Origin of the sequence: Variibacter gotjawalensis (genome assembly GCF_002355335.1) — a bacterium.
GTDB classification, from domain to species: Bacteria; Pseudomonadota; Alphaproteobacteria; order Rhizobiales; family Xanthobacteraceae; genus Variibacter; species Variibacter gotjawalensis.
In genome coordinates this window covers 4,504,362-4,528,102 of sequence record NZ_AP014946.1, presented here as the reverse complement: position 1 = coordinate 4,528,102, position 23,741 = coordinate 4,504,362, and the positions used below count along the sequence as shown (strand labels likewise).

The window sequence follows — 23,741 nt, the reverse complement described above, 5'->3', positions numbered from 1 at the left end:
ACGTCGGCAAACGCTGCACGTTCCACGACGATTCTGACTGTTAAGCGGCGGCCTGCTGTGCATAGGTGTGAACGAGGCGGCCATCCTGTGAAATCTCTAATGCACCTTCTGCGAAGAAAGCACTGCACGCGGCTATGGCGTCAGCATCCGACGCCGCCATAACGACTGTGGTTACGATGCGATAACCGTCATGGCTCAGCACCTGATAGCGTGACATCTGTCTAGCCGGAATGTTGTGCTGAAGGTCAGCGTGAAAAGGAACGTCTGTCATCGATCTTTCCTCCGCTCATCAACCGGAATTCTGTCTACGTGTTCCAGTGCTCTTCGCCTTCTTCGTAATAGTTCATGGATTGCGTTCGCCAACATTACGCAGGGCGCACATTCCATGCCGCCGCCAGAGCAATGCCGAGCGGTGCAGAGTAGTGCCATCACCTTCGTGCGATTGGGCCGCTGCCGAATGATCTAGATCGCTGGACGCATCTCCGAGTGCTTGCTGGGGTGAGAATAAATTTTTTCCGCGCGGACGGCACGGCGATGCAATCTTTCGGCTCGTGATCTTGCTTCGAGAGTGGGACGGCGCGTCAAGAACAGCTTTTCGTTCGCGACTTCACTATTACCAAAGTCGTGCTCAGCGTAGCGAGCACGGTCATCAAAAGGGGCAACCGCGATACGGCTAGAAGAGCGAGCGAAGTGTTCAGGAGGTTCGATGAAGAAAGCAAGGGACGCTCCATTACATGGTTCAGATCGATGCTTTGATGCGCGAAGCTTCGATACCGGCAGTAGCCGTGCACCCGGCGGTCGGCCCCAGAAAGTGATTAGTGAATTAGCGGTTTTGGGGTCCGCGCCGGCGTGCGCCGGCGTGCGCCAGCGTTAGCCCCTTCGAGCCAAAGCCGCTGATCTACGCCGGAGACTGTTGATGCAATCGCTTCAAATCTTTTCGCCTAGCCCAAACACTCGTTTGCGAGTGATGGCTAACATTGGCCAACAAGCCGCGCAAAGCGCGTACGCGCTTTGACCATTTAGATAGTTCGCAACCACATCCGCCGTCGGTACGCTAACCACTGTAAAAGCAGAAAAGACAGAGATCGGTGGCGTCACACTTGGTAGCATCTAATCTTGTTGCACGTAGATCGTAAGGTTGGTTGATGCGTTATTTTGAAATGACGTGGTCAGACGAAGATAGCGACCGCGAACCGCAACGCTCTTGGTTTAGAGAAGGCTGCAAGCATCTTTTACCAACACCGCATGCTCAAGGTGCTTGGAGTCCACCAAACGAGGTAGACGTTGGCGCACTATCTCTGAAGGTGCGACACGCTTTGGACACCAAGGGCTTCTACGCGGAGTCGACCGGCCTTCAAAATCAGTAGCGCTTCTGCGCGCAATCTATTGGGCGAAGTGGCTTATGCGTGCGCGTTGGCCGAAGCTCGCGGTGAGAACCGGCACACCGCATTCCACGAGCCGTCGGCGTTCTCTGTAGCAAGAGCACCAATCCCCAACGTGGCCTCGGCGATCATGAGTGAACTGAAGCGCATTGGATCGACTTCCCTGGAGAAGCAGCTGGGCATTTTACGCGGGACAAACCGGCGGTTCAGTCGGTTCTCCCGCTGTACTAGCGATCACTTAGCGAGGTTGTTGGGCTTCTGATAGGGCTGCAACGCGATAGAGGGCAAGGGCACTGCCGAGCTGCGCTAAAGTGGCCGATCCGGGGTTTTGCTCCATGTCCAGAACTGCCTGCAACATGCGCGCGTCAGCCGTCACGTATTTCATGTCGCTGCGATCCGACAGGCTGCGGCTCAACCGTTCGTAAAGATTGCGAACATTGAAAACAGCAGATGATAAGTTCGCAAGATTGCGTCTGGCCTTCGCGGCAGCCTCATGAAGATCGTCGAACAAGTGCGTCGTGCTTTTTTCCACGTGAAGCTCCCGATTCAACGACGGCAACGCGATCAAGCGCGGCTTGTTGCAAAAGTTCGCGATTGGTCACCGTCAAAATCGATCGAAGCGGCTTATCGAATTGGAGAGGACCGGACCGCGCCTACCGTTTAAGCATCTTGCGTCCGGGCCTGCAGGTAGCCCTATTGACTGAGCCTCGCAACAAAGGAGGCACTAGCGCGTTGCCCGCAGTCAACTTGCCGGGAGAAAGCCATGTACTCAATAGTCTACATCGTCGGAGCAATCGTCATAGTGCTCGCCATTCTATCATTCCTCGGCCTGCGCTAAAGGATCATACACATGACCGACACAACCATCGTCGCTGCTGAGCCGTCACCGGCCGGCAATGCATCTGTCATCGATTGGGCTGCTATCTTTGCAGGGGCAGCCGTCGCAACCGCTCTCTCTTTTGTCCTCTTCACCTTTGGCACCGCGATCGGTCTCGCATCTGTCTCGCCGTACAGTGGGTCCAATCCGTCGGCTACAACGGTATCGGCGGCAGGCGCCTTCTGGGTCTTGGTCGTGATGATCGGGTCATTTGCTCTTGGCGGCTACTTTGCCGGCCGCTTTCGTCGCCTTACAAGCACCGCGCTTACAGTTGATGAGCGCACTGTTCGCGACGGTGCTCACGGCCTTGCTGTCTGGGCAATTGGCATTTTGGTGGGTGCCTTTCTCGCAGCTTCGCTTGCGTCGGGCATTGGTCGGACCGCATCGGCTGTAGCCGGTCAGGCGGCATCAGCCGCAGCACCCGCAGCAGGTGCAGCAGCTAGCGCCGGCGCGAGCCGAGTAAGCGGCGACCAGCTGTCTTCGATCGTCGATGGCATGGTGCGAGCTGATCCGGCAGCGTCGAACAACGCTGCGAATAGCCAGGACACGACTGCATCAATCAGCCGAATCCTCGCGGCGTCCGCTTTGCGCGGAAATATTAGCGAGGAAGACAAAACTTACCTCGTTAGGCTCGTCGCTGCTCGAAGCGGGATCAGCGAAGACGATGCTCGACGCCGTGTAGATGCCGCGGTAGCTCAAGCACGTGCTGCGGCTGAGAGCGCTAAACAGGCGGCAGACAAAGCACGAAAAGCCGCAGTCATCATTGCATTCTTGCTCGCGGCGGCTTCAATCGTTTCCGCAGGAGCTGCGTATTGGTCGGGTACGCTCGGCGGCGAACATCGCGATGCGCTGACCTAGGATTGGAGCGGCGGTATCAATCGGTTGAACGAAGCAGGTCAGTTGCAAACACCAAGCACTTTGAGTGCCTAACAACCGCTCTCAGCCTCGCGCTGGGGGCGGGTGTGTTTTGTCGCGGCTCACTGAATTCAAGGTTGCGGCTGCATCCGCTAGGCTCGAGTCCTGTTAGCAAAAAAAAACGCGAACAGAAAGTCTCATCGATCTTAAGCACCGCATTTTGTGCGAGCACTATTTTCGAAAACGCTTTTGAAATAGCTGATACACTGCTTAAGGCCTTGAGCGGCTTCAGCAGTTTTTGCACTAAGTGCAGGCATATGCTCAGCTTTGCCGTGCGGGACCGCAGACCATTCACCCGAACCGTCCGCGACGATCTCAATTCGCATCAGTCGGTGATCTTTAACTCGATGCATGACAAGGGCAGCGAGTTGGACGCGCGAGCGCTTGACGAGGATATTGACCTGCGTTTCTTCGGTTGCGTTTTCTAACGAAACTCGGCGCTCGACGGGCGCGGCGCTCCAATCGCGAAGAGAGCGACTGGCTAATACCTTGGTGCTCGGCGCAACGACTTGAACGTCACTTTCAGTACTCTCGTTCTCCTCCATGGTGCCGGCCCTTCGCAGGCGGAATATGGTCGTCGTCTTGCCTGATCGTCATTAACATGGATCAAGTTGTGGTCTTCGTCGCGAACGACGCCTCTCGCGTCACGGCGGAATCGTCTTAGCAAAAAAAACGTTTCCATTCGCGACGACAAGCTTCCTCGCGTACCAACATATGTTAGTGCACGCTGCTGCGGGTGTGACACAATTTGTGTGTCTCGATAGACCCTCTATAAAAATCTCAGCCCCAGAACTCAGTCCGCCAACGCTCTGGCGGATTTTCTTTAGGGCCCTCGCGAGCAAGAGGCAGCTTCGCCGCGCAAGCCCTTCGCGAAATCGATCATTTTCCGCGCGTTCGGCCACTGCGGCGGAGTAAAAACAGCGCGACATTTAGGTGCGCCCATGGCGCAGTCGTCCAGTCTCCCAAGGAGGGCGCAATCGTGTCCGTTCCGACCGTGCGGTAGGCGGCGACGTCGACACGCTCTTGCGGGAACTGGAGTGTGAAACTCGTGTACCTGAAATAAGATCTTGGCCGCGACAAACTCAGCGTAGCATTCCTACCTGTAAGCGGTGGCGCTCCCTAAAATCCGAAGGCGTTCCTGCGGTAACGCTTTCAGTTCACATTTCGCGCTGCGGCCAAAGGATCCTGTAAGGTCAGAAGCCTCTCGATGCAACGCAGCGATAACGCGAGGGATCTCGCTGGGCGGACGGTCTTCTGCTTGCCCGAACGCGCAAGAGGCGGCTGATTGCTTCAAGCGCTTCTGAAGTCCCGCTTACTCCGGTTGAGAGCAAGGTTAGGTCCGTTCTTCTTACGTGATTGCTTTGGCGTCGACACTCAATCACTTGGTTTTTTTGCTGCCGGCAGGAAACTAACATGAGTTAGTCCGATTGAGTCCGTAGGGAAGAAGCGATGGCGGATAAGCCGACGGGATCACGGACAAGGCAGGCAGCCGAATACTTGGCCGAGGCGGAACGCTGCGACCGTTTTGCTGATCGCTGCGCGGGCGTCGAACGTGAGAGATGGCTAGATTTGGCGCGAAGATGGCGTTTGCTCTTCGAACATCTCAACCGACCCAGCCGCGGCTGAGACTTCGTTAAGCCGAGGCACGGTCTTGCTCTTGCGCGCTACTCTATTGTCATCGGGGTCTAACGATAGCAGAGATCGACTGCATCTCTCGGAAAGAAATAAGCTTTCGCGAGCTTTCATCCCAAAGGACTTTGTCGACGCATCGAAAACTTTGCAGCAGCGTCAAGCGTCCTGTTGAGATCAATTGAGGATGATCTCGCAATACCTCCGGCAAACGATAGAACGGGATTTTGCTACACATGTGATGCACATGATGCGCGCCAATATTGGCAGTGAACCATCGCAGGACAGACGGCAAATCGTAGTGAGAACTACCGTGAAGCCCAGCGTGGTGGAAATTCCAAATCCCGTCGCGAGACCAGTGCGTGTCTTCGAACTGATGCTGAACATAAAAGAGCCAAACACCAATCGAAGCTGCAATTAACGTGATCGGCAACTGCACAAGAAGAAACGGTCCGATCCCAACAAGCCAAATCAGCAATGCGGAGAGAGTTGCTATCGATACATTCGTTGCCAATGCGCTTGCCCACGGTTGCCAACCCGCGCGCATCAATCCAAGCGGGATACGGTGTCGAAACAAAAAGAGATATGCCGGTCCGATCCCAAACATGACAAGAGGATGCCGATAGATCCGATATCGCCGGCGCCTTCCGTTCGATAGGCTTAGATACTCCGCGACAGTGAGCGTATCGATGTCGCCAATGCCGCGTCGATCGAGATTGCCGGCACTGGCATGATGAAGCCCATGTGCACGGCGCCAGAAGCCGTATGGCGTGAGCGTAAAGACGCCGATGATGCGCCCCACCCAGTCATTCGCCGTTCGGCTGGAAAACAACGACCCATGGCCACAGTCATGCTGGATCAAAAACAGTCTGACCAAAAGCCCGGCTGCTGGCAGCGCCAATACTAACGCGATCCAATAGCCCGCGTACAAGCTAACCAGCATAGTTGCCCAAATTACCGCGAACAGCACGAAGGTTGTTACGATCTCGGCGCTGCTTCGCCAATGACTCGGTTCTCTATACTTCGACAGCTTTCGAGCAATTGAAAGGGCCTCTGAGAGTTCTAAAGCGTCACTGCTATAGCCCGACATCTGTTTCAGACTTCTCTCTACCAACGCCGTTTACTGAGAGCATGTGCGCTAACGCGGTTGGCTTCGTAAGGTGGGAATGTTGCACACGAAGCGCGAGCTCGTTCGCAACCGAGCGATGTAAAAACTTGTGTTCTGGTACGCCTTCGTACAAACCTATCGATGCATTTCGTAGCGATCGGTATTTTCGATGATTACATCACTGCAATCATCTTGGAGATCGGCATGGATGACTGAGAGACGCAGTAGCGCTCCCGCCTAGGCAGGAGCAACGATGCGTTTGGAGAATGAGTTTCTACTCTCTTTGACTTCCGGTGATTTGGCTGCTGTTCGAGAAAATCTCACTTCAATCGAGCTTTCGCAAAAAACAATTCTTATCGACACCGGTGACGTCAACGAAGCGATCTACTTTCCGCAAACCGGGATCGTTTCATACGTCGCTAGAATGGCGGCAAATCAAATCACCGAATTGGCGATGATTGGCATTGATGGGATGGTCGGCGGTGCTGCCGCATTAGGGGCCGATGGTGCGGTATGCGATGCGATAGTACAGATACCTGTCTCGGCGCTAGCAATACGCACCAAGCGGCTCAGAGGTATCGCGAAAGAGCGGCCGAGCCTATTCGAAGCGATACGGCTTCATGAGCACAGGTTAAGCGCCGAATTTGTCAGAGCCGCGGGATGTCTTGCTGCACACACGCTGGAACAGCGGCTTGCGCGATGGCTATTGCGTGCAAGAGCTCTTTCCGGCAACCAACTCGCGTTCACGCAGGCGTTTATGAGCGAAATGCTCACCGTTCGGCGGGCAAGCGTATCCGTCGCTGCCGAGGCGCTCCAAGCGCAAGGCGCTATAGAATACGCGCGCGGGCAGGTCACAATACGAGATGCGATCAAACTCAAGTTTTTCGCGTGTAGCTGCGCTAACGGCGATCATCGGAAACCGCGAAGCCGCTAGCGCCGCTTTTCCCCAACGAATCTCGGTACGAAATCGCACCATCGAATTTTTCAATTCGGTTAGCCGAGGCAGAGTCATTTGGACTGTTTCGAAATCATAATGTTTGTTGCCTCTCGCAACAGCTGCGCTTGCTTTCTCACATCGGTCGCAGCGTCGCAGAGCCTAAGCAATTCTTCTACCTGCGCGAGGTAGTCGACGGTGCTCAGACGACCCGCCGACCCTCGGATTTGGTCATCAGTGCTCATGGCCCAACCTCACGGATCGTTGCTCGTAAAGCGTCAGCTGTTTAACGGAGTGTTCGCGTGAAGATCACGACAGCACGCTAGTCAAAAATGCGTCGCCGGGCATTGATCTACGTTTAGTCCGTTCTCCCATCATCGAAAAACTTTGCGCTAAAGCAGCACGTCCGTTGCAGTAGCGCTTTGTGTCTAGACAAAGATTCCGGTGCAGTTTTTCCGACAACGCTAAATGTACGAAATCGTACGTTTTGGGGACCTCACTGCCAGGCAATATGACCCAGAAGAGGCTACACAAGCTAGCGTGCTTAACATAAGTTAGTGCCTAAAACTAACTCGGCAGCCTACGCTTGGTCCAAAGTGCGGTATCGTACAAGATTGAGGCGAGGGCTGCATGCCTAGTCGGCTGATCCGAAAGTTAGAAGCGTTTGTGCCGCTAACGGAAGCGGAGAAGACGCTTGTATCCGACGTCGAGAGAAACGTCCGCACGGTAGCTCCAAAGACCGACCTGATAACAGAAGGAGATTCGCCGGAAAATGTTCTGCTGATCGTTGAAGGATTTGCGTGCCGCTACAAGATCACTTCAGAAGGACAGCGGCAGATCATGGCCTATCTGGTGCCCGGCGACTTTTGCGACCTTCACATTTTCATTTTGAAGGAAATGGATCACTCGATTTCAACGCTGTCGGCTTGCAAAGTTGTCGAGATACCAAGAAAGCGGGTTCTTGAAATGTTGAAAACGCCGGCATTGGCCACTGCTCTTTGGTCAGCAACACTTGTCGACGAGGCGACGCTGCGTGAGTGGTTAGTCAACATCGGAACACGCGAGGCACCTCAGCGAATTGGCCACCTCTTGTGCGAATTGCTGCTTCGCTTGCATGTTGTCGGCTTAGTCAGCGAGGGACGGTTCGAACTGCCCATCACACAAGCCGAGATTGCAGACACGATGGGCCTTTCAGCTATCCACGCGAACCGTTCGATCCAAGTGCTACGCGAGGCCGACCTGATCACACTTGCTCGGGGGCATGTTGTCATATTGGATTTCAAACGCCTGGCAGCCTTCAGCGGATTTAATCCGAACTATCTCCACCTTCGCAATCAGGCGGAGGCGGGCATCGGAGCCATTCCTCAGAATGCAGCGATATCATTTTGATCTCGTCGTGGACGGCAAGATGTCGATCGACGACACCGGTGCAGAGTTTGCGGGCGATACTGCTGCCGAAAAGCAAGCTGAGCTCGGTTTAGCCGAGATGGCCTACGAGTTGGTTCAGCGGGGAGCTAAGCAAATGCAGATCCTTGTTCGGACTGAAGATGGGGATCGCATTTGTGAGGTCGAGGCGAGGTGGACGGTGACGCGACACTGAATCCGAACTGAGAAAGCGCTTGCAGCCCACCACACACACATACGGCGATAACGCTCACGAATGAGCGATCGTTCAGCTTTCGCTCCTATGTCTACAAGCGAATGAGAACGTCAAATTGCGGGTTACCGACTTTCTCGGCAGCATCAAGTTTGTCAGCTTCGCGCAAATACTGATTGGCGAGCAGCTTGGTCCGTTGCCACTGCTTTTCAGGATTTTTCGCAGCTAGTGCGAAGATTTCTCGTGCGCGAGCGCGCAATAAGTCGGCATTCGGCCCGTTCGGTGCGGCAGCTGGAGCTTCACTAGCGGCGCTACCTTTTTCAAGGTTTTCCGATAATAGAAGATAACGATGCGCAATGCTTCTCATTCTCAAGCTGGATGGCGTATCGCCGAGATGCGCCGCCATAGCTAAAAGATTCCTGGCGACAGCTCGTAGGCCCGTTGAACCCTCCGGTTCGTAGGTGGTCTTACCATCAACCATCTTTCGGAATTTGCCAGGCATCCGATGCTCCACTTGGGGATGTGGGCAGCGATCCCGCCGTCGCGCATGTGCGCATTCGTGCGGCGACCGTGCACTCTCGAACTTTCGAAGTCCCTGGCCATCCTGCATCACTATGTACGGTAGCGCATTGATATAGATTAACGTTGAGGCGCTGTTGCGGAGAGCGTGCTGACACGCTTTCGGCTGCTGCCCAATCCCATGCGCGGCCCTTCTGTTGGCCTTCGAGCTTTTCCGAAATTAAAATGCTCGGAGGCGAATGGCATTTGTGTCGGGCGCGCTAAGCGCTTCAAAACAGGAGACGACGATGCGCGCCCGTGGCAAATGACGTTCCGCGTCCACGCGTCTGCACTACGCCGAACGAAAATTATGCGGCGAGCGATAATCTAAAAATCGCTAATGGTTATCTACGACATCACGATGCGGGACAGTGTCTTGCATCCGGTGATCGAGCAAGCCGGCGGTCAGTGAAACATCAAGGCTCAGGCATTAACCTACGTTGGCATTTCGAAATCTATATTGAGCATGCTCAGCAGTGCACTGATGATCTTGGGGAGCAATTGCGCCTCTTGATTTTTCGCTGATCAAAGTGCCGTAGGAGTAGGTGTGTATTTCTCGGCGTAGTGCGAAGCGACTAAGTGCCTCTCAGGCGGCAAATTACTTTCATGTTTCCGCGCGCGCTGTCATCCGGCTCTCAAGCAACGCCCGGAACTCGCGGATAAGAGCGTTTACGTACGGACGCCCAACGACGAAACGCGCCACTGCCTAAAAAGGAACAAAGCGCTGCTGGCCTGCTTGTCATGCGTTCGCCCCGACCGCAGGAAAATACATGAACGTTTTGTACTCCGGTGCTCCGCCATCCAAGCTCCTGTTGGCGTTGGAGGGTATGAGAGCTATCCAAGAGCTGGCATTTCTTGCGGTGTCCACTCCGTTTCTTCCGTTCAAAAAAGGAGATGGACATCCCGTGCTCGTACTTCCGGGATTGCTTGCCAGCGATGAGTCGACGCGTCTTATTCGCAAAGAGCTAAATGCTCGCGGGTTTGTTGCTTATGGTTGGCAACAAGGACGTAACTGCGGGCTCCGCCAGGGCACCGAGGATAGAATGCTCGCAAAAATTCGCGTCCTCCACGCGAAGCACGGCAAAAAAGTCAGCTTGGTTGGCTGGAGTCTCGGCGGTCTCTATGCACGACAACTAGCCAAAGTTGTTCCTGACCACGTTCGATCGGTCATCACCCTTGGGAGTCCGTTCGCGGGTGAGCCGACGAGTACGAATGCCTATTGGATTTATCAGCGCCTTAATCCCGCAGCGACGCGGGAGGCTTATGATCATCACGCTGGTCCTTTGCACGAGACGCCGCCGGTACCGACAACTGCGATCTACAGTAAGTCGGATGGTGTGTGCGCCTGGCAATCTTGCGTCGAACCTGCCGGAGCTCACGCAGAAAGCGTCGAGGTATGGGGGAGCCATATCGGGCTGGGGCACAACCCGTCAGTGATGAACGTCGTCTTTGATCGCCTGCTATTGCCGGAAGGAGAGTGGAAGCCGTTCGATCGTTCTGGTTGGACAAAGTACTTTTATCCCGGCGCATGAGTGGCGAAGACCGCTCGCGTACGCGAAAGTCTGATCAGCTGATGTCACGGGCCGTCTGGTGATACGCGCTCGCTCTGCAAGGCGGAGCTTTCTAAAGCTGGCAACCGGTTTCTGGTCCGGCCCGACGGTTCGATTGTCTTGGTCACTCACCGCCGCGGTCGCCTTTTTTATCTGCGCTCAGCTTACGGTAGCCGTGAGTATCAACGCGTGGAATCGTTACTTCTTTGATGCTTTGGAGCGGCGCGATCATTCAGCAGCTTGGAGTGTTGCTGCGTGGCTACCTCCGATCGTCGTGATGGCTGCGCTAATGCTGACCGGCCTACTTTTAAGCAGAATGACACTTCAGCTTCGTTGGCGAGAGTTTATCACCGGGCAACTCACGAGCTCGTGGATCGGGGATCAGCGATACTATCGTATGCAGTTTTCGGCTCCCCAGTTGCCTGCACCCGAATACAGAATTGCTGAAGACGGACGCTTATCTGTTGAGCCGCTAGTCGAATTCGCGATCGGCCTGATAACTGCGGCGACAAGCGCAATCACGTTCGCCGCTATTCTATGGCACGTAGCTGGATCGGCGACTTTTCATCTTGGTTCAACCGAGTTCGTTATCCCGAGCTACATGGCCTTCGCCGCAGTTGGCTACGCGGCTGCGACATCCTACGCCGCCTACCTCACCGGTTGGCCCTTGGTCCAACGCATCATCGCTAAGAACGAAGCTGAGGCGCGCTTTCGCGCCGAAATGACACGACTTCGCGAAAATGCTGAAAGTATCGCGCTCATCCGTGGCGACGAAGATGAACGCCGTTCCGTCATGGACAATTACGGTCGCGTTATTTCGGCTTGGATCGGCGTAATCAAACAACAGGGTATTGTCGCGTTGGTGTTGAATGCCAACAGTGCCCTGTTTCCAATCGTTCCGCTTCTCCTGATCGCGCCAAAATATCTGTCGGGCGCGGTTACGCTGGGCGCTGTGATGCAAATCGTCGCCGCGTTCATGGCAGTGCAGGCAGCGCTCATCTGGTTTGTCGATAATCTGATTCGATTGGCTGAATGGTTCGCTTCGGTCGCTCGCGTCGAAGAACTGCAAGCGGCGCTAGATGGGATCGACAGGCGCGTCGAAGATGTTGCGTCTCGTATTGAGCTACGTGTCAGTTCCGCTAGCACGATTTACTGGGAGCGGTTGCGTATCGACCTCGCTGACGGTTCTCCGTTGATCGCGGAAAATTCGTTCAGGATTCAGTCCGGCGATAAGGTTCTCATCGTTGGGGAAAGCGGATCCGGGAAGAGCACCCTTATTCGAGCGCTCGCAGGTTTGTGGCCATGGGGTTCTGGCGTTATCGCCGTCCCGCATAGCGCACACATTTCATTTCTCCCCCAAGAGCCATATCTACCGCTTGGTACGCTGCGCGACGTAATAGTTTATCCGCGAGAAAATCTAAAGACGACTAATACTGAGGTGGCGTCCGCTTTAGCACGCGTCGGGCTCGGTTACATGGCTCATCGTTTGGACGAAGAGTATCGATGGGACCAGACGTTGTCCGGAGGAGAGCGTCAGCGAGTAGCTTTCGCTCGCTTAATGCTTCATCGCCCGAGCGTCATAGTGATGGATGAGGCGACATCCGCTCTCGATGAAGAGAGTCAAGCTTCAATCTTAGCACTGTTTCGCGAAGAGATCTTTCAAGCTGCTACTGTCATCAGCGTTGGCCATCGCCCCAGTTTGGACGCTTTCCACTTGCGAAAAATCACTGTCACAAAGGCGGACGGCGGCGCCGTATTGACCGACACGTTAATCTAGCTGGTGAGCCCTGCGCTGATAGTTCGTTACCCCACGGAACAATCGATTGTATCGTCTGTTGCCCCGGCGCTTTACGTCCAGCGCTTTTATGAACGCTCCGAGCGGCGCGCTGCATCCAATCCAAAACCCTGAGCATGATCGCGCTGATAAGCGGCTTTGCTGCGCTATGAATGGAGTCAGTCCTGCGTATCGGAATCATCGCGCATTTGAAGCATCCTATCGGCGAGCCGTTTGCCGGCGGACTAGAGATGCACACGCACATGCTGCAGTCGCAGCTCGTCAGCAGAGGGCATGCAGTTACTATTTTTGCTTCCACACATTCTGATCCCGGCTCCAATCTAGAACCTATCTGCGATGAGACATCGATCTCGGAGGTAGGACTTGCGGAAGCGCCGGATCACGCGTTTTTCCAGGAACATCACGCGTATCTCAGTCTAATGAATCGTTTGCGGCTTAGCGATTTCGACATCATCCATAACAATTCGCTGCACTATTTACCCGTAGCGATGGCCGACGTTCTGCCAATGCCAATCGTGACGACGCTCCATACGCCTCCGTTTTCCTGGTTGGAGAGTGGAATCCGTTTGTGTCGTAGCCCTCAAGCTTCATTCGTGGCGGTTTCGAACTCCATCAGGATTTCGTGGACGCCAGTCGTTCCAATAAGCCGCGTGATCCTCAATGGCATTGACTTGAACAGATTTCGCTTTCAATCCGCGCCTGACAGCAAACCATATCTGGTCTGGTGCGGACGCATCGTCCCGGAAAAGGGATTGCACTTTGCCATCGCGGCCTGCCGTGCGATCGGCGCCGAATTGCGTATTGCCGGCCCGATTTCCGACGAGGATTATTTCGAAAGAGAAATTCGACCATCCTTGTCTCAGACAATCGTGTACCTAGGTCATCTCAAACATGAAGGGATAGCGGCGTTGGTTGGTGGAGCTCGTGCTTCGCTATGCACGCCATGCTGGGACGAACCGTATGGATTGGTTGTTGCCGAGGCTCTAGCGTGCGGTGTACCCGTGGCCGCTTTCGCTAGAGGCGCTATTCCGGAACTGCTCGATGCGACCTGCGGCATCCTCGCAAATAAAGATGACGTCGCGTCCCTTGCACAAGCTGCCAAGCAAGCACAGACACTTGATCGGGCAGCTTGTCGGGCGATGGCTGAGCGCAGTTGCGACGTTAGCCGCATGATCGATGACTACGAGGCGCTATATCGTCAGCTGTCTACGAAGACTGGTGCAAGAAGTCTGGAGCACTTCGGTCGAGCGGCTTCGAAGGCGCACATCGTATCCAAGCCGCGCCCATCACCGACAGAGGTGAAAATCAATGTGGTTCAAAACGCTGACATCGCAACCAGACAAACCGTGTTGGCGTGACGATGCGGCCGCGTGATGCAACACCGCGCACATCCGACGTTGGCAGTGCGTTTTGCATTTGCGTGCCGGCACGCGATGAAGAACAAAGACTGCCCATTTTATTGAACGCTTTGGCCGACCAAGATATCGACGGATTAATTCCGATCGCGATTTGTCTCAATAACTCCGTTGACCGTTCAGATCAGATGATTGAAGAGGCTCGTATCCGACATCGCGGGCGCCTCAAAATCCATCTTGATCGATGCTCTTTTTCAGAATCGCTAGCGCATGCCGGATCTGCCCGATCGGCAGCGATGCAACTCGGTGCGCGGACACTGACCTTCGACGGAGTTTTGCTGACGACGGATGCTGACGCACGACCGCCGCTCGATTGGGTTAGAGAAAACCTCCGCGCCATAGCGGCAGGGGCAGACATCGTCGGCGGGAAGCTCGAGTTAGACGAGTGCGAGCCACTAACATCCGCGTCTGCGCGTGCGCAAAAGTCATGGGCGCTCTATTGGCGGCAAGTGCGTGAGATCGAAGACGCGATCGATCTCAGACCTGACGACCCGCCGCCTCGTCATGGTGATCACACCGGCGCGAGCTTGGCTTTGACGCTCGACATTTTCCGCAGAGCAGGAGGTGTTCCGCTGATCCCGATTGGCGAAGATCGAGCGCTTGTCGACGCCGCCGTGATGGCCGGTGGACGCCTTGTGCATCCCCTACGGGTCTGGACGAGGGTATCGCCGCGTTATGACGGTCGTGCCGCTGGTGGCATGGCGGAGACGATGCGTACGATGGACGCCAAGCTTAGTGCGGGACATGAACTGATGGTTCCAGCCTTCGCGCATTGGCTGGAGCGCGCGCGCTGGCGGCGAAGTATGCGCGATAATCGGACATCCGATGCTGAGATTATTGCGGCCGAACGGACCCTTCCGCCGATGCCGCACGATATGCGACTTGCTGAAATGGCGGGCGACTAATGCGCAGCCCGATTGGATATTATGTTCATCATCACGGCGACGGCCATCGTCAGCGTGCGCTCGCGATTTGTAACGCGGCGCCTGATCGTTTTGTCATGATAGGCACTGGATTGGCGGGGCGGACAGGCGACATCGCTTGCATCGACCTTGCTGATGATAGAGCAAATTCTACTGGACCGTTTGACGGGGTCGACCGCGAACGCAATAAACCCCACGCCTTTCATTTTGCGCCGCTTCACCGCGAGGGAACGCGGAAGCGCGCTGCACAACTCACCGGCTGGATAAGTGAAGTACGGCCTCGGCTTCTAGTTGTCGACGTTTCCGTCGAGATTGCATTGCTGGCTCGTTTAGCTTCGACCCCAGTTGTTTATGTTCGGCTCACTGGTGAGAGGAATGACATTCCACATTCCGAAGCGTTCCGTTCGGCTGTCGCGCTGTTGTCACCATTCCATGAAGATCTCGATGATCCATCTTGCGAGGCGTGGGTTCGCGCAAAAACACGCTATTGCGCTGGTCTAACTCAATCTGGGCTTAAGTCGGAGATGCCCGCCGCTGGTTCGGTTCTTGTCGTGCAAGGAAACGGTGGACAGGTCGCTGATGGTGAGCAAATTGCGCAAGCTGCACGAAGTATCTCCTGGCTGAAGTGGCGTGTGATCGGATCGGTTTCGCCGCCGGAGCACACTCCCGAGAACCTCACGCTGCTTGGATGGGTTGACAATCCGGCGATCGAGTTTCGCAACGCGGGCGTTGTTATTGGCGCTGCCGGCGACGGGCTCGTCAGCGCCGTAATGTCTGCAGGCCGACCTTTCATATGCATATGGCAGCCGAGACCGTTTCGCGAACAAGCGCTCAAGGCGCAGCGGCTTGCGGCGCTTGGAGCAGCTATAGCTCTTGATAGTTGGCCGACATCGGCGAACTGGCCCGCAGTTTTGCAGGCGGCCGAAACAATCAGGCCTCAAGTTCAGTATCGCCTTCATTGTGAACGCGGAACCGCTTCGGCAGCACAGTTTCTCAGCCAGCTGGCAGATCAAGGATGCACCTGTGTCGATAATTGAAAGGCCCCTCGCGCGTTCAGACCCTTCGTATCGATATCAAGCCACCGAGGGTTTGATTGTCCGACTGCTCGCTTCATTTTCGGAACTCGTGAGGCTTGGTGCCGCTTACGATCGTGCGCCATGTTATCCAGAACAAAGTATGGCGATTTTGATCGAAACAGGTGCGCAGGCACATTTTGCGCCTCCGGAAAGCGGGGGCGCGATGTTCCGCGATGCGCTCGAAGAAAACACAAGCCTATTTGATGTGCTTCGTATCGTCGGTCGCTCTGATTTGAGTCTCGGACGTCTTTTCGAAGGCCACATCAACGCAATGAAGTTGTTTGGCTGGTTTGGCACTTCAGTTCAAAAACACGCGTTGTACGATCGACTCCAGAAGGGAGCGCTCTATGGAGTGTGGGCGACTGAACCGCCTCCCGGTGTTGAAATCCACCGCGGAAAAAGCGGCCGCATCCTTGAGGGAAGGAAGATGTTTGCCTCGGGAGCCGGTGGTTTGAATTTCGCGATAATCACTGCAAGGACGCCGGAAGGCGAAGTCCAATTGATTTCCGTTCCGGGAAATGTCGGAAAAAGAGCTGATACGTCGCGATGGCTTGTTCGCGGAATGCGATCGACAATGAGCGGAACTTACGATGTCAGTGGTTTCGAGCCTGGCAATCAGGATTATTTAGGAAAGCCCGGCGATTACGCAATTGAACCACGTTTCACGGCCGGCGCATGGCGGTTTTTGGCGGTCCAGCTCGGTGGCATTGAAGCTCTTCTGGCTGAAACCCGAACCAATATGTCGGACAATGCGCGATCCGATCCACTGCAGCGTCAGAAATTTGGCGAGGCCGTCGCGTCTGCGAGAACTGCATATCTTTGGGTTCGCGAGGCTGCTCGGCGCGCTGCCGAAGAGTCGGTCGATGCGCCGAGCGTTGTGCGTATGGCGCGTGGCGTTGTCGAGCGAAGCGCACTGGATGTAATGGAACTGTCGGCGCGCATTGTTGGAACGCGCAGTGCGTTCGACGATCAGCGTATCGACAAGATCATTCGCGACCTCGGGCTATATTTGCGACAGGCTGGGCCGGACCAAGCGCGTGATCAAGCAGCGATCGCTTGGCTTGATCACGATGCATGGGGAGATGGAGATTTGTTGTGGTGAGGGCCCGCTCGCTACCCATTCTTCTGTCCGATAGTTTCCTTAGGAATGCGCGGTGGCTCGTTATTGCGCCACATCCTGATGATGAGACACTCGGGGCGGGCGCGCTTATCGCGGACACCGCGTCCCGCAAAAAGCTGGCTGGCGTCGCCATTCTGACAAACGGCGAGGGCTCGCATCACCATGTCAATGCATCGTCACGGGCGCGCCTTGTGGCTATGCGCCGTCGTGAAGCAGCGGCCGCGTTGCGTTATTTGGCACCTTCGTACTCCGGACACCTCACTCATCTCGGGTGGCCTGATGCGCGGCCATTGTTGCCAGCTACTGCAGACTATGCGTCCACGGTTCGTCGCCTTGCCGCAATTTGCCGAGCTCACCACGTCAACGCGATCGCAGTGACTGCCGCCCACGAACCGCACTGCGATCATCAAGCTGCGTTCTCGCTCGCCCTTGATGTCGTCCGCAGCGCTGGTTGCCGCATTGTGCTTGCTGAATACCTCGTATGGGCGACAAGCTTGCCGGCGCAGCCACACGTCGCCGTCCGGACTGCCGCGATGAACGCTGGACGGCGAAAGATGGCGTTGGCTGCGCACCGAAGTCAAATGTCGCCGGCCTTTGGAGATGGTTTTCGGATTTCTCCGGAAAAAGCACGGATGTCTGCAAGCGATGTGCTTTACACAAGGGCTATCGGGCATGAAAAAATCGCGTAGCCTTCCGCCTCATTATTTTGAAGACATGTTCGCAGGCTCAACGGATCCCTGGCAACTAGAGACAAGTCGCTACGAGCAAGCAAAGTATGCTCACACGGTGCGTAGTCTCAAAGGCCGGAATTATGAGAATGGCTTTGAAATAGGGTGTGCGGGCGGAACGTTGACGAGCCAAATTGCGCCGCTAACTTTGTCGTTGTTATCGGTGGACGTAAGCAGTATCGCGTTGGCAAAGGCGGCTAAGCGATGCGTGCTACAGCGGCATGTTCGGTTTGAGCGCATGACATTTCCCCGGGACGCGCCGCAAGCTGAACGATACGATCTCATAGTCTTGTCGGAAGTTGCTTACTATTGGGACGATGCTGATTTGCAATTGGCAGCGACGGAGCTGAGGCGCTTGCTCGCACCTGGCGGCGATCTTCTGATGGTGCACTGGATTGGCGAGACGGACTATCCCCAGTCGGGCGACGATGTGGTCTCGAAACTCCATTCAGCCCTGAGCGACGCAGTTTGCGTGCAGACAGAGGAGCGGGACGTGAAATACCGTCTGGATATATGGCAACGCCGCTTATGATGAGTGTGCTGACGATCGTTAAAAACCGTGAAGCCCATCTCCTTAATTTGATTGCGGGCCTGCAGCGCAGTTCTCGATTGCCGGATGAGTTTATCGTGGTCGATATGAGTGACGTGCCTATCGGTGAGATCCGCACGCCATTCCAAAGTAGGGTAATCCAAGTCGCCGTAGACGGATTGCATCTCTCTCGCGCGCGCAATGTGGCTGCTGCCAACGCGCGCAATGACCAGCTATTGTTTCTAGATGTTGATTGCGTGCCGTCGCTGACGCTGTTGGAAGCCATGAATGATGCCTTAGCGCAGCATGATGCACTCATTTGTGCCGACACTCGCTATCTCGCCGCGCGCGAAGACCGCGATTGGAGCGATAGAGCACTCATTGCATCGAGCGAAATGCATCCCGTCCGAACATTTCCAGCTCACGGCTTTCGTCTCGAGACAAACCCTGGATTATTTTGGTCCTTGGCGTTCGGCATACGGCGGAATGCGTTTGAAGCATTGTCCGGTTTCGATGACGAATTTGTAGGATACGGAGGTGAAGATACTGACTTCGGATATCGCGCCGCGGAGCAAGGTTTGCCGCTGATGTTCATGGGTGGTGCATACGCTTTTCACCAACATCACGGTGTGATCGATCCGCCTTTACACCACTTCCACGACATCATCAGAAACGCTCAGTTGTTCTATGCGAAATGGGGCGTCTGGCCAATGCGCGATTGGCTTGATGCGTTCGTTGAACTGAGGTTGATAGAGCGTAGTTCTGATGCCCTCAAACTTCTTCGCGTACCCACTCTCGACGAAATCCGGCAGGCCGTCGATGTCACTGGTCGCAAGTTTTAGACCAACGGGCGCAGTGCGCTACACGTGTTTGATCTCAGTTGGCGCGCTATGGCTCAGGCGGAAGCAACGCCATCGATCGGGGTTAACCGAGGTATTCACTACCTCGATTCCATGTTGTCGTCGATTTCGAAATCGATCTGGAACGAAGCTACCGCATACATATGTTAGTGCATGAAACCATTATTTTGGCAGGATCGCTTCTCGAAAAGTTAGACAACTCGGCTAATTTATGCGGTCAGACGGCTTGATAAAGGGCCATGTCTTGAGCGTGCTGCCACATCAGGTGCTCAGTGAACCAGTCAACAAACGTAGTGCAGTTTCCTATAGGGCTGCCAAGAGCAGCAGCTGAATGTCGCTCGAAGGCGCTTGAATTGATGCGGATGGCGGAAACAGCGTATGGGCATGAAAGAAAGGCTCAGCTTCTTTCTGAAGCGGCAGAATGGCTGCAGCGTGCTGCTCTGAAAGAGTCGAAATATCGAAGCCCTTTGACGCTTTAGAGAGCTACTTAAGAATCCAAATTTGCTTTCGATAGCGGCAATGTTCGCATCGACCCCTTGTTTCCGGTTCGTGGACGGGGCGGTTGAAATCTGCGCACGGGACGTTCTAGCCGGGCTCATAATCGTTTCACAAGTACAACGAAGGCACCGCCTTACGAACGCTGGCTGCCATAGTTTCACCAATGCGCGTTATCGTACTTTCCCATTGGCCTGGGAGCAGAGCGACCTTATCACCATTGGCCCAGGGAACGTTGTCATTTTGGATTTCAAAAGGTTGGTAGCCCTCAACGGGCTCAACCCGAACAATCTGCTCCTCCGCAATCACGCGGAGGCGGGCCTTTGAGGCATCCTCCAGAATGCTGCGATATCATTTTGATTTGATGGTAGACGGCAACAGCTCCATCGATGACACGGGACTGCAGACATTCGACCTAGTGGCCCTCGCAAGCAACCACTGGCGAGGGTAGCCATGAGCGTGCCTAGCGAAAAACGACGGCCACAGAATCTCTGCAGCCGTCGTCTTATCTCTCAGCTGATGACGAGCAGATAGTTGCCGCAACAACCGAAAATATGATCCAGTCTCTGATGCGACCTCAATGTTATAGTCGCCGCGAACTCATGTGAAAATTTCCGCTACGCCTTCGTCAATTCTTTTGAGATGCGCTTGGTGATCGCGACGTGCTCCTTGAACGTTGCAAGCGCGAGCATAGCGAGGTGACGTCCCTGATCTTCTGCCGCATTGCTCTTGTCCGAGCCGGAAACGCTGAGATAAGCCGTCGCCCAATCACGCAGGTGCTCATGATTTTCGAGCTGCGCAGCGATGTAAGCTTTGTCGAACGCGGGGCCCTTGGCAGCGCTCTTTATCTTCTCCAAGGTTGCCTTCGCTTTCGCGTCCATTTCGGGGACCGGTGTTCCAAGTTCCTTTAGAACCGCTGTCACAGTCTTTGCTTCTTCAAGCTCAAACTCCGCAAACTCTTTCGCGTTGGCCTGGGTCGCTCGTTCGATCGCGATTTGACTTGTTGCCAGCGACAGTTCCGCTGGACCGATTACGCCCATCCGAAACTCCATCTCGTTTTTAGGTTTGGCGAGCGGCCTTGACGCGTCACCGGCTTTTGAAACTGAGTTTGGTGCTTGAGCCATCGCCGCAGGCGCCGCTGCGATTGCTCCGATTGCGATGAGAACCGATCGTCGATGCATAAATCTCTCCTGTTGCTGCTGCTAAATGCGCAGCATGGCAGTCAAGGGTGTGAGACGATCGAAAGTTGCTGTGGCGCTTGGCCCGATGCAACACTAACCCGTGATGACAAAGTGGAGAGCGGCGAAATCATCGCGCCGCGCGGAGCGAGCCCTACGCTGGCGGACGCGTTTAGCGATAACTCTACTTTCGCGCTCTTCGATCGAAACAATCGAACAGGCGCCAACGTAAAGACCTCGTGAGAATATCGAGGAAGCAAAAAGCTTCTCGTAAGACTTTCCCGAAAGGACACGTGAAACTGACGCGTATTGAACACGGCCCGGAGGGCGATAACATTGCTCACTCGCTAGCTCCTTTCGGATGGACGTTGGACAGCTCGGTTGGTGCAACCTCAGCTACGCTTCAAGCAATCAGCAGCCTCGCGTAGACTTTTTCCTCTACTGATTACGTCAGACGCTCTGTCGGATTGTTCTATAAGCGCCTTTGCTTTGCTAAGCCGTCGCCCGGCCAAAAGTGCATTTAGCAGGGGATATTTCTGACTAGTGGGCGATGCCGCGCAAGGTAGACGGATCACGCTGATAAGCTGGTTCCCTTGCCACAACTCCACCGGACCATCTCGAGCAAGTTTAAGCGCGATATCTACTGCCGCATTCAAGCTGTCGGTCGATATGCCAACAGGCGGGCCACAGATTTGATCGTGATGATCAACCGGAAAGACGCGGAACATATGCACGGTGATGCGCTCCTGTCAGAGCGGTCCAAGCCCGCTCCGACATCGTTGAAGCAGCGAATGCCGCAGCAGGCATTAACCTACATTGGTCCACATTATTTTTGCTCGTTCGATCCGAAAGGCAGCAAGCGGCGCCCGAGTGTTGTGGTGCGCTAGCGCGCCGAAAGCAGAGATATTTTTAAGCAGGGAAACCGGACTGCCTTTCATTCGTAACTGTATGACTGCTTCGGCAGGAAGCCCTCGCGTTATTCCTAGGTGTCCCATGGCGCGAGGGCGATTTCGGAAAAGGATTGTTCGCATGTTCAAACTTGTTATCGGCGGCATTGCCGCCGTGAGTCTCGCAAGTATGGCGATCGGCTCCGCCAATGCCGCGCGCTGGTGTGTCGATCAAAACTGCAACTTCGCGTCGCGTGCTGCGTGTGAGCGCGCGGCTGACCGATCGGGGAGTGATTGCGAGCGCTATTCGGGCGGAGGCGCGCAGCGCAGTCGCGTTGACTCGCCTCGCCAAATCGAACCGTCTCGTCCGTACGGTGCCAACCGCAATCAGTGCTACTTCGACGACGGATACGGACGTTTCCGGCCTTGTGACCAGGGATCCGGCGGTCGCTCGTAATCACGCAGTGACTTTGCCCGCGCCGTAATAGCGCGGGCATTTTCTCGTCCGCTTCGGAGAGCGCATGACCGAGAACGATCTAACGTTGCAAACTAGCCCCGATTGGCTTCGGTCAGAAGCAAAGCGTCTTGATGAGACAGCGCATTCGCTATCGCAGATCAGCGCATGTGACGCTCTACGACTGGCAAGGCAATACAGGGACCGGGCAGAACGTTTCGATTTGCTTCGAACAACTGTAACAGTCGCTTACAGAGTTAGTCGGCTATCTTAACCACCGCAAAGCTAGGTCGGTGTCTAATCATCCATCGCCACTCTGTCCGGCATTTGCGGAGCGCTATTTTTTAATGAATAGCCGCAGGATATGGAACGATCGGCATCACATTCTGTTGCGGTGGGCAGATTCAAATCAAGGCGGGACGCAGAGAAATGCTGACGTCTCGAGTTGCTTCGAGATAACGGAGAACTGCGGTAGCGAGGCTGGCGAGGTTGGAGACGCGTTGTCGTTTAGCTCGGGCTGCGATGACTAGTTAGTCGCTTCTATCGCGCGATCGAGAGCCGCTAATATTTCTTGATGACTGTGCGTGTCGTTGAAGTGGCTAATGCTGATAAAATCGCCGTACTCGTAACGCAGCGTAAGCCGGAGCCACTCCATCGCTTCTTCGCTGTTATCGGGATCGACGGCCTTGATTGCTCCGATCAAACACCAACAACTAATTTCGTCCGTGCCGATCCTAGCGGCCTTACGGTCTGGGCCTCGGCCGTAAGTGCCGCGTGTCCACGCTTCCGGACGCGCGATTAGCTTACGGGCGGCTTGGAGATGCTGTTTGGCACTTTTCACAGTGGTGCTGTCCTCTACCGACAAAACAACAGTTAGCGGCGAGGTTAGTTCTCGCACGTCGCGAATTGCGCATCAGAAATCGAGCGCACAATTGAAGTCGAGTGGTCGGTAGCGTGTCGACAATCTTCGCCAGGTGCTTGCGCTCATACCCCGCGTTTTTTTGACTTATCTAACGTAGGATAACGAAATTTCCATCTTGCTCGTTTGTTCGGTGTGCTGGCGACGGGTTGCTCCGCGATGGCGCCATTTTGAAACTTGGTGACAATACGGCGGCCGCTGTCATCCTCTGTGATAGCGATACTCACACGCCGCTTTTTGCTAGTGCGTAGAACCATTGGTAGAGCTCAAACTGAACTTATTTTACGATAGGTCACAAATGCATAAAGCAGCGGCAAGCCGAATCGAGAGGCACGACCGCGAACACACACTACGTTCTCGTCGATCTTGTAGAACCAATCGTCGAAGGAGAGCCGGAGCGACGATCCGCCCTTCTGCGGGGTGTTGCGCGCGTATCGCCACCTGAAAGCAAATCCGCTCTGCTGACCCTTGGCTTCGCTTACAAGATGTTTTTCGGCGCCGACATATCGGCCTGAGGCCTTCTTGCTTATTTGCCAGTCGAGCGTGTCGCTAAACCCGTCGTCGAATTTCCAAGTCTCAATGAAGCGCACAACTCTGGCTGCTTCTTTCCATTCTCCCGCCGCTTCAATAGTGAAGCGTTTTTGAAGACCTCCCATCGGCCCTTCGATGATACCCCAACCTTCCAGACGTCCGGGAAAGAACGTTTCGGGCAAGAATTGCGGACGTTTGCCGCTAAAGTCTTTGGTGCTCATCGGGCCACCCATTGTTATCGTTTGCAAAGGAAACCGGCGCGAACAAGTTCCGCTAATCGC

General features: G+C 55.0%; 21 protein-coding genes. 13 read left to right on the top strand and 8 right to left on the bottom strand.

Going from position 1 to position 23,741, the window contains the following annotated elements; genetic code table 11:
* Positions 1-40 precede the first annotated feature (40 nt).
* Entirely contained in the window at positions 41-271 is a 231-nt protein-coding gene (locus tag GJW30_RS22165) for a hypothetical protein (protein WP_096358519.1), read from the bottom strand.
* Positions 272-1,620: 1,349 nt separating this feature from the next.
* Entirely contained in the window at positions 1,621-1,914 is a 294-nt protein-coding gene (locus tag GJW30_RS22160; protein ID WP_130364643.1) for a hypothetical protein, read from the bottom strand.
* 318 nt (positions 1,915-2,232) lie between these two features.
* On the opposite strand from GJW30_RS22160, the gene GJW30_RS22155 reads away from it, so the two are divergent.
* Complete coding sequence (locus GJW30_RS22155) at positions 2,233-3,117, top strand: hypothetical protein (RefSeq protein ID WP_096358517.1); 885 nt, start codon at positions 2,233-2,235, stop codon at positions 3,115-3,117.
* A gap of 203 nt (positions 3,118-3,320) precedes the next feature.
* Here GJW30_RS22155 and GJW30_RS22805 read toward each other — a convergent pair whose 3' ends face one another.
* Complete coding sequence (locus tag GJW30_RS22805) at positions 3,321-3,719, bottom strand: hypothetical protein (RefSeq protein WP_130364641.1); 399 nt, start codon at positions 3,717-3,719, stop codon at positions 3,321-3,323.
* 1,130 nt (positions 3,720-4,849) lie between these two features.
* Positions 4,850-5,893 carry a fatty acid desaturase gene (locus GJW30_RS22150; protein ID WP_096358516.1) on the bottom strand — a complete coding sequence of 348 codons (1,044 nt, stop codon included), beginning with the start codon at positions 5,891-5,893 and terminating at the stop codon, positions 4,850-4,852.
* A 271-nt stretch (positions 5,894-6,164) separates the two neighbouring features.
* Between GJW30_RS22150 and GJW30_RS22145 the strand changes: the two genes are divergently transcribed.
* The 3 genes from GJW30_RS22145 to GJW30_RS22135 all read left to right on the top strand — a co-directional run bounded on the left by GJW30_RS22145 (position 6,165) and on the right by GJW30_RS22135 (position 8,445).
* Positions 6,165-6,845, top strand: coding sequence for a Crp/Fnr family transcriptional regulator (locus GJW30_RS22145; protein WP_096358515.1), 681 nt, complete (start codon positions 6,165-6,167; stop codon positions 6,843-6,845).
* 630 nt (positions 6,846-7,475) lie between these two features.
* On the top strand, positions 7,476-8,234 hold the full coding sequence (locus GJW30_RS22140) for a Crp/Fnr family transcriptional regulator (protein ID WP_096358514.1): 759 nt from the start codon (positions 7,476-7,478) through the stop codon (positions 8,232-8,234).
* A complete protein-coding gene (locus tag GJW30_RS22135; protein ID WP_130364639.1) occupies positions 8,215-8,445 on the top strand; it encodes a DUF6894 family protein in 231 nt (76 codons plus the stop codon). Before GJW30_RS22140 ends, GJW30_RS22135 begins: the two co-directional genes overlap by 20 nt.
* Before the next feature lie 91 nt (positions 8,446-8,536).
* On the opposite strand, the gene GJW30_RS22800 is transcribed toward GJW30_RS22135, so the two are convergent.
* Entirely contained in the window at positions 8,537-8,944 is a 408-nt protein-coding gene (locus GJW30_RS22800) for a hypothetical protein (protein WP_130364637.1), read from the bottom strand.
* An 826-nt stretch (positions 8,945-9,770) separates the two neighbouring features.
* On the opposite strand from GJW30_RS22800, the gene GJW30_RS22130 reads away from it, so the two are divergent.
* The 9 genes from GJW30_RS22130 (at position 9,771) to GJW30_RS22090 (ending at position 18,978) form a co-directional block, all read left to right on the top strand.
* Positions 9,771-10,532: an esterase/lipase family protein gene (locus GJW30_RS22130; RefSeq protein WP_096358512.1), complete on the top strand. Its 762-nt coding sequence runs from the start codon at positions 9,771-9,773 to the stop codon at positions 10,530-10,532.
* A 193-nt stretch (positions 10,533-10,725) separates the two neighbouring features.
* Positions 10,726-12,327 (top strand): ABC transporter ATP-binding protein/permease, encoded by a 1,602-nt coding sequence (locus GJW30_RS22125; RefSeq protein WP_130364635.1) that lies wholly within the window; start codon positions 10,726-10,728, stop codon positions 12,325-12,327.
* 170 nt (positions 12,328-12,497) lie between these two features.
* Positions 12,498-13,703 carry a glycosyltransferase family 4 protein gene (locus tag GJW30_RS22120; protein ID WP_245408597.1) on the top strand — a complete coding sequence of 402 codons (1,206 nt, stop codon included), beginning with the start codon at positions 12,498-12,500 and terminating at the stop codon, positions 13,701-13,703.
* Positions 13,704-13,705: 2 nt separating this feature from the next.
* Positions 13,706-14,665: a glycosyltransferase gene (locus tag GJW30_RS22115; protein ID WP_096358510.1), complete on the top strand. Its 960-nt coding sequence runs from the start codon at positions 13,706-13,708 to the stop codon at positions 14,663-14,665.
* Entirely contained in the window at positions 14,665-15,720 is a 1,056-nt protein-coding gene (locus tag GJW30_RS22110; RefSeq protein WP_096358509.1) for a glycosyltransferase, read from the top strand. The genes GJW30_RS22115 and GJW30_RS22110 overlap by 1 nt, the downstream gene beginning before the upstream one ends.
* A 139-nt stretch (positions 15,721-15,859) precedes the next feature.
* A complete protein-coding gene (locus tag GJW30_RS22105) occupies positions 15,860-16,861 on the top strand; it encodes an acyl-CoA dehydrogenase family protein (RefSeq protein WP_096358508.1) in 1,002 nt (333 codons plus the stop codon).
* Positions 16,834-17,568 carry a PIG-L deacetylase family protein gene (locus tag GJW30_RS23270; RefSeq protein WP_096358507.1) on the top strand — a complete coding sequence of 245 codons (735 nt, stop codon included), beginning with the start codon at positions 16,834-16,836 and terminating at the stop codon, positions 17,566-17,568. The genes GJW30_RS22105 and GJW30_RS23270 overlap by 28 nt, the downstream gene beginning before the upstream one ends.
* Entirely contained in the window at positions 17,552-18,139 is a 588-nt protein-coding gene (locus GJW30_RS22095) for a class I SAM-dependent DNA methyltransferase (protein WP_096358506.1), read from the top strand. The genes GJW30_RS23270 and GJW30_RS22095 overlap by 17 nt, the downstream gene beginning before the upstream one ends.
* Complete coding sequence (locus GJW30_RS22090; protein WP_096358505.1) at positions 18,121-18,978, top strand: glycosyltransferase family 2 protein; 858 nt, start codon at positions 18,121-18,123, stop codon at positions 18,976-18,978. The genes GJW30_RS22095 and GJW30_RS22090 overlap by 19 nt, the downstream gene beginning before the upstream one ends.
* 1,130 nt (positions 18,979-20,108) lie before the next feature.
* On the opposite strand, the gene GJW30_RS22080 is transcribed toward GJW30_RS22090, so the two are convergent.
* From GJW30_RS22080 to GJW30_RS22055, 3 genes are all read right to left on the bottom strand, one after another.
* Entirely contained in the window at positions 20,109-20,672 is a 564-nt protein-coding gene (locus tag GJW30_RS22080; protein ID WP_096358503.1) for a DUF4142 domain-containing protein, read from the bottom strand.
* 1,864 nt (positions 20,673-22,536) lie between these two features.
* Positions 22,537-22,851: a DUF6197 family protein gene (locus tag GJW30_RS23265; RefSeq protein ID WP_430727087.1), complete on the bottom strand. Its 315-nt coding sequence runs from the start codon at positions 22,849-22,851 to the stop codon at positions 22,537-22,539.
* 344 nt (positions 22,852-23,195) lie between these two features.
* Entirely contained in the window at positions 23,196-23,681 is a 486-nt protein-coding gene (locus GJW30_RS22055) for a DUF3833 family protein (RefSeq protein ID WP_096359005.1), read from the bottom strand.
* Positions 23,682-23,741: the final 60 nt, after the last annotated feature.

Excerpts from the sequence above, each read along its gene's own strand:
- GJW30_RS22095 (WP_096358506.1), top strand. The coding sequence starts at position 17,552 with ATGAAAAAATCGCGTAGCCTTCCGCCTCATTATTTTGAAGACATGTTC.
- GJW30_RS22055 (WP_096359005.1), bottom strand. The coding sequence starts at position 23,681 with ATGAGCACCAAAGACTTTAGCGGCAAACGTCCGCAATTCTTGCCCGAA.
- GJW30_RS22165 (WP_096358519.1), bottom strand. The coding sequence starts at position 271 with ATGACAGACGTTCCTTTTCACGCTGACCTTCAGCACAACATTCCGGCT.
- GJW30_RS22110 (WP_096358509.1), top strand. The coding sequence starts at position 14,665 with ATGCGCAGCCCGATTGGATATTATGTTCATCATCACGGCGACGGCCAT.
- GJW30_RS22120 (WP_245408597.1), top strand. The coding sequence starts at position 12,498 with ATGGAGTCAGTCCTGCGTATCGGAATCATCGCGCATTTGAAGCATCCT.
- GJW30_RS23270 (WP_096358507.1), top strand. The coding sequence starts at position 16,834 with ATGGGGAGATGGAGATTTGTTGTGGTGAGGGCCCGCTCGCTACCCATT.
- GJW30_RS22150 (WP_096358516.1), bottom strand. The coding sequence starts at position 5,893 with ATGTCGGGCTATAGCAGTGACGCTTTAGAACTCTCAGAGGCCCTTTCA.
- GJW30_RS22130 (WP_096358512.1), top strand. The coding sequence starts at position 9,771 with ATGAACGTTTTGTACTCCGGTGCTCCGCCATCCAAGCTCCTGTTGGCG.
- GJW30_RS22800 (WP_130364637.1), bottom strand. The coding sequence starts at position 8,944 with ATGCCTGGCAAATTCCGAAAGATGGTTGATGGTAAGACCACCTACGAA.
- GJW30_RS22805 (WP_130364641.1), bottom strand. The coding sequence starts at position 3,719 with ATGGAGGAGAACGAGAGTACTGAAAGTGACGTTCAAGTCGTTGCGCCG.
- GJW30_RS22145 (WP_096358515.1), top strand. The coding sequence starts at position 6,165 with ATGCGTTTGGAGAATGAGTTTCTACTCTCTTTGACTTCCGGTGATTTG.
- GJW30_RS22115 (WP_096358510.1), top strand. The coding sequence starts at position 13,706 with ATGCGGCCGCGTGATGCAACACCGCGCACATCCGACGTTGGCAGTGCG.
- GJW30_RS22080 (WP_096358503.1), bottom strand. The coding sequence starts at position 20,672 with ATGCATCGACGATCGGTTCTCATCGCAATCGGAGCAATCGCAGCGGCG.
- GJW30_RS22105 (WP_096358508.1), top strand. The coding sequence starts at position 15,860 with ATGGCGATTTTGATCGAAACAGGTGCGCAGGCACATTTTGCGCCTCCG.
- GJW30_RS22140 (WP_096358514.1), top strand. The coding sequence starts at position 7,476 with ATGCCTAGTCGGCTGATCCGAAAGTTAGAAGCGTTTGTGCCGCTAACG.
- GJW30_RS22135 (WP_130364639.1), top strand. The coding sequence starts at position 8,215 with ATGCAGCGATATCATTTTGATCTCGTCGTGGACGGCAAGATGTCGATC.
- GJW30_RS22155 (WP_096358517.1), top strand. The coding sequence starts at position 2,233 with ATGACCGACACAACCATCGTCGCTGCTGAGCCGTCACCGGCCGGCAAT.
- GJW30_RS22090 (WP_096358505.1), top strand. The coding sequence starts at position 18,121 with ATGGCAACGCCGCTTATGATGAGTGTGCTGACGATCGTTAAAAACCGT.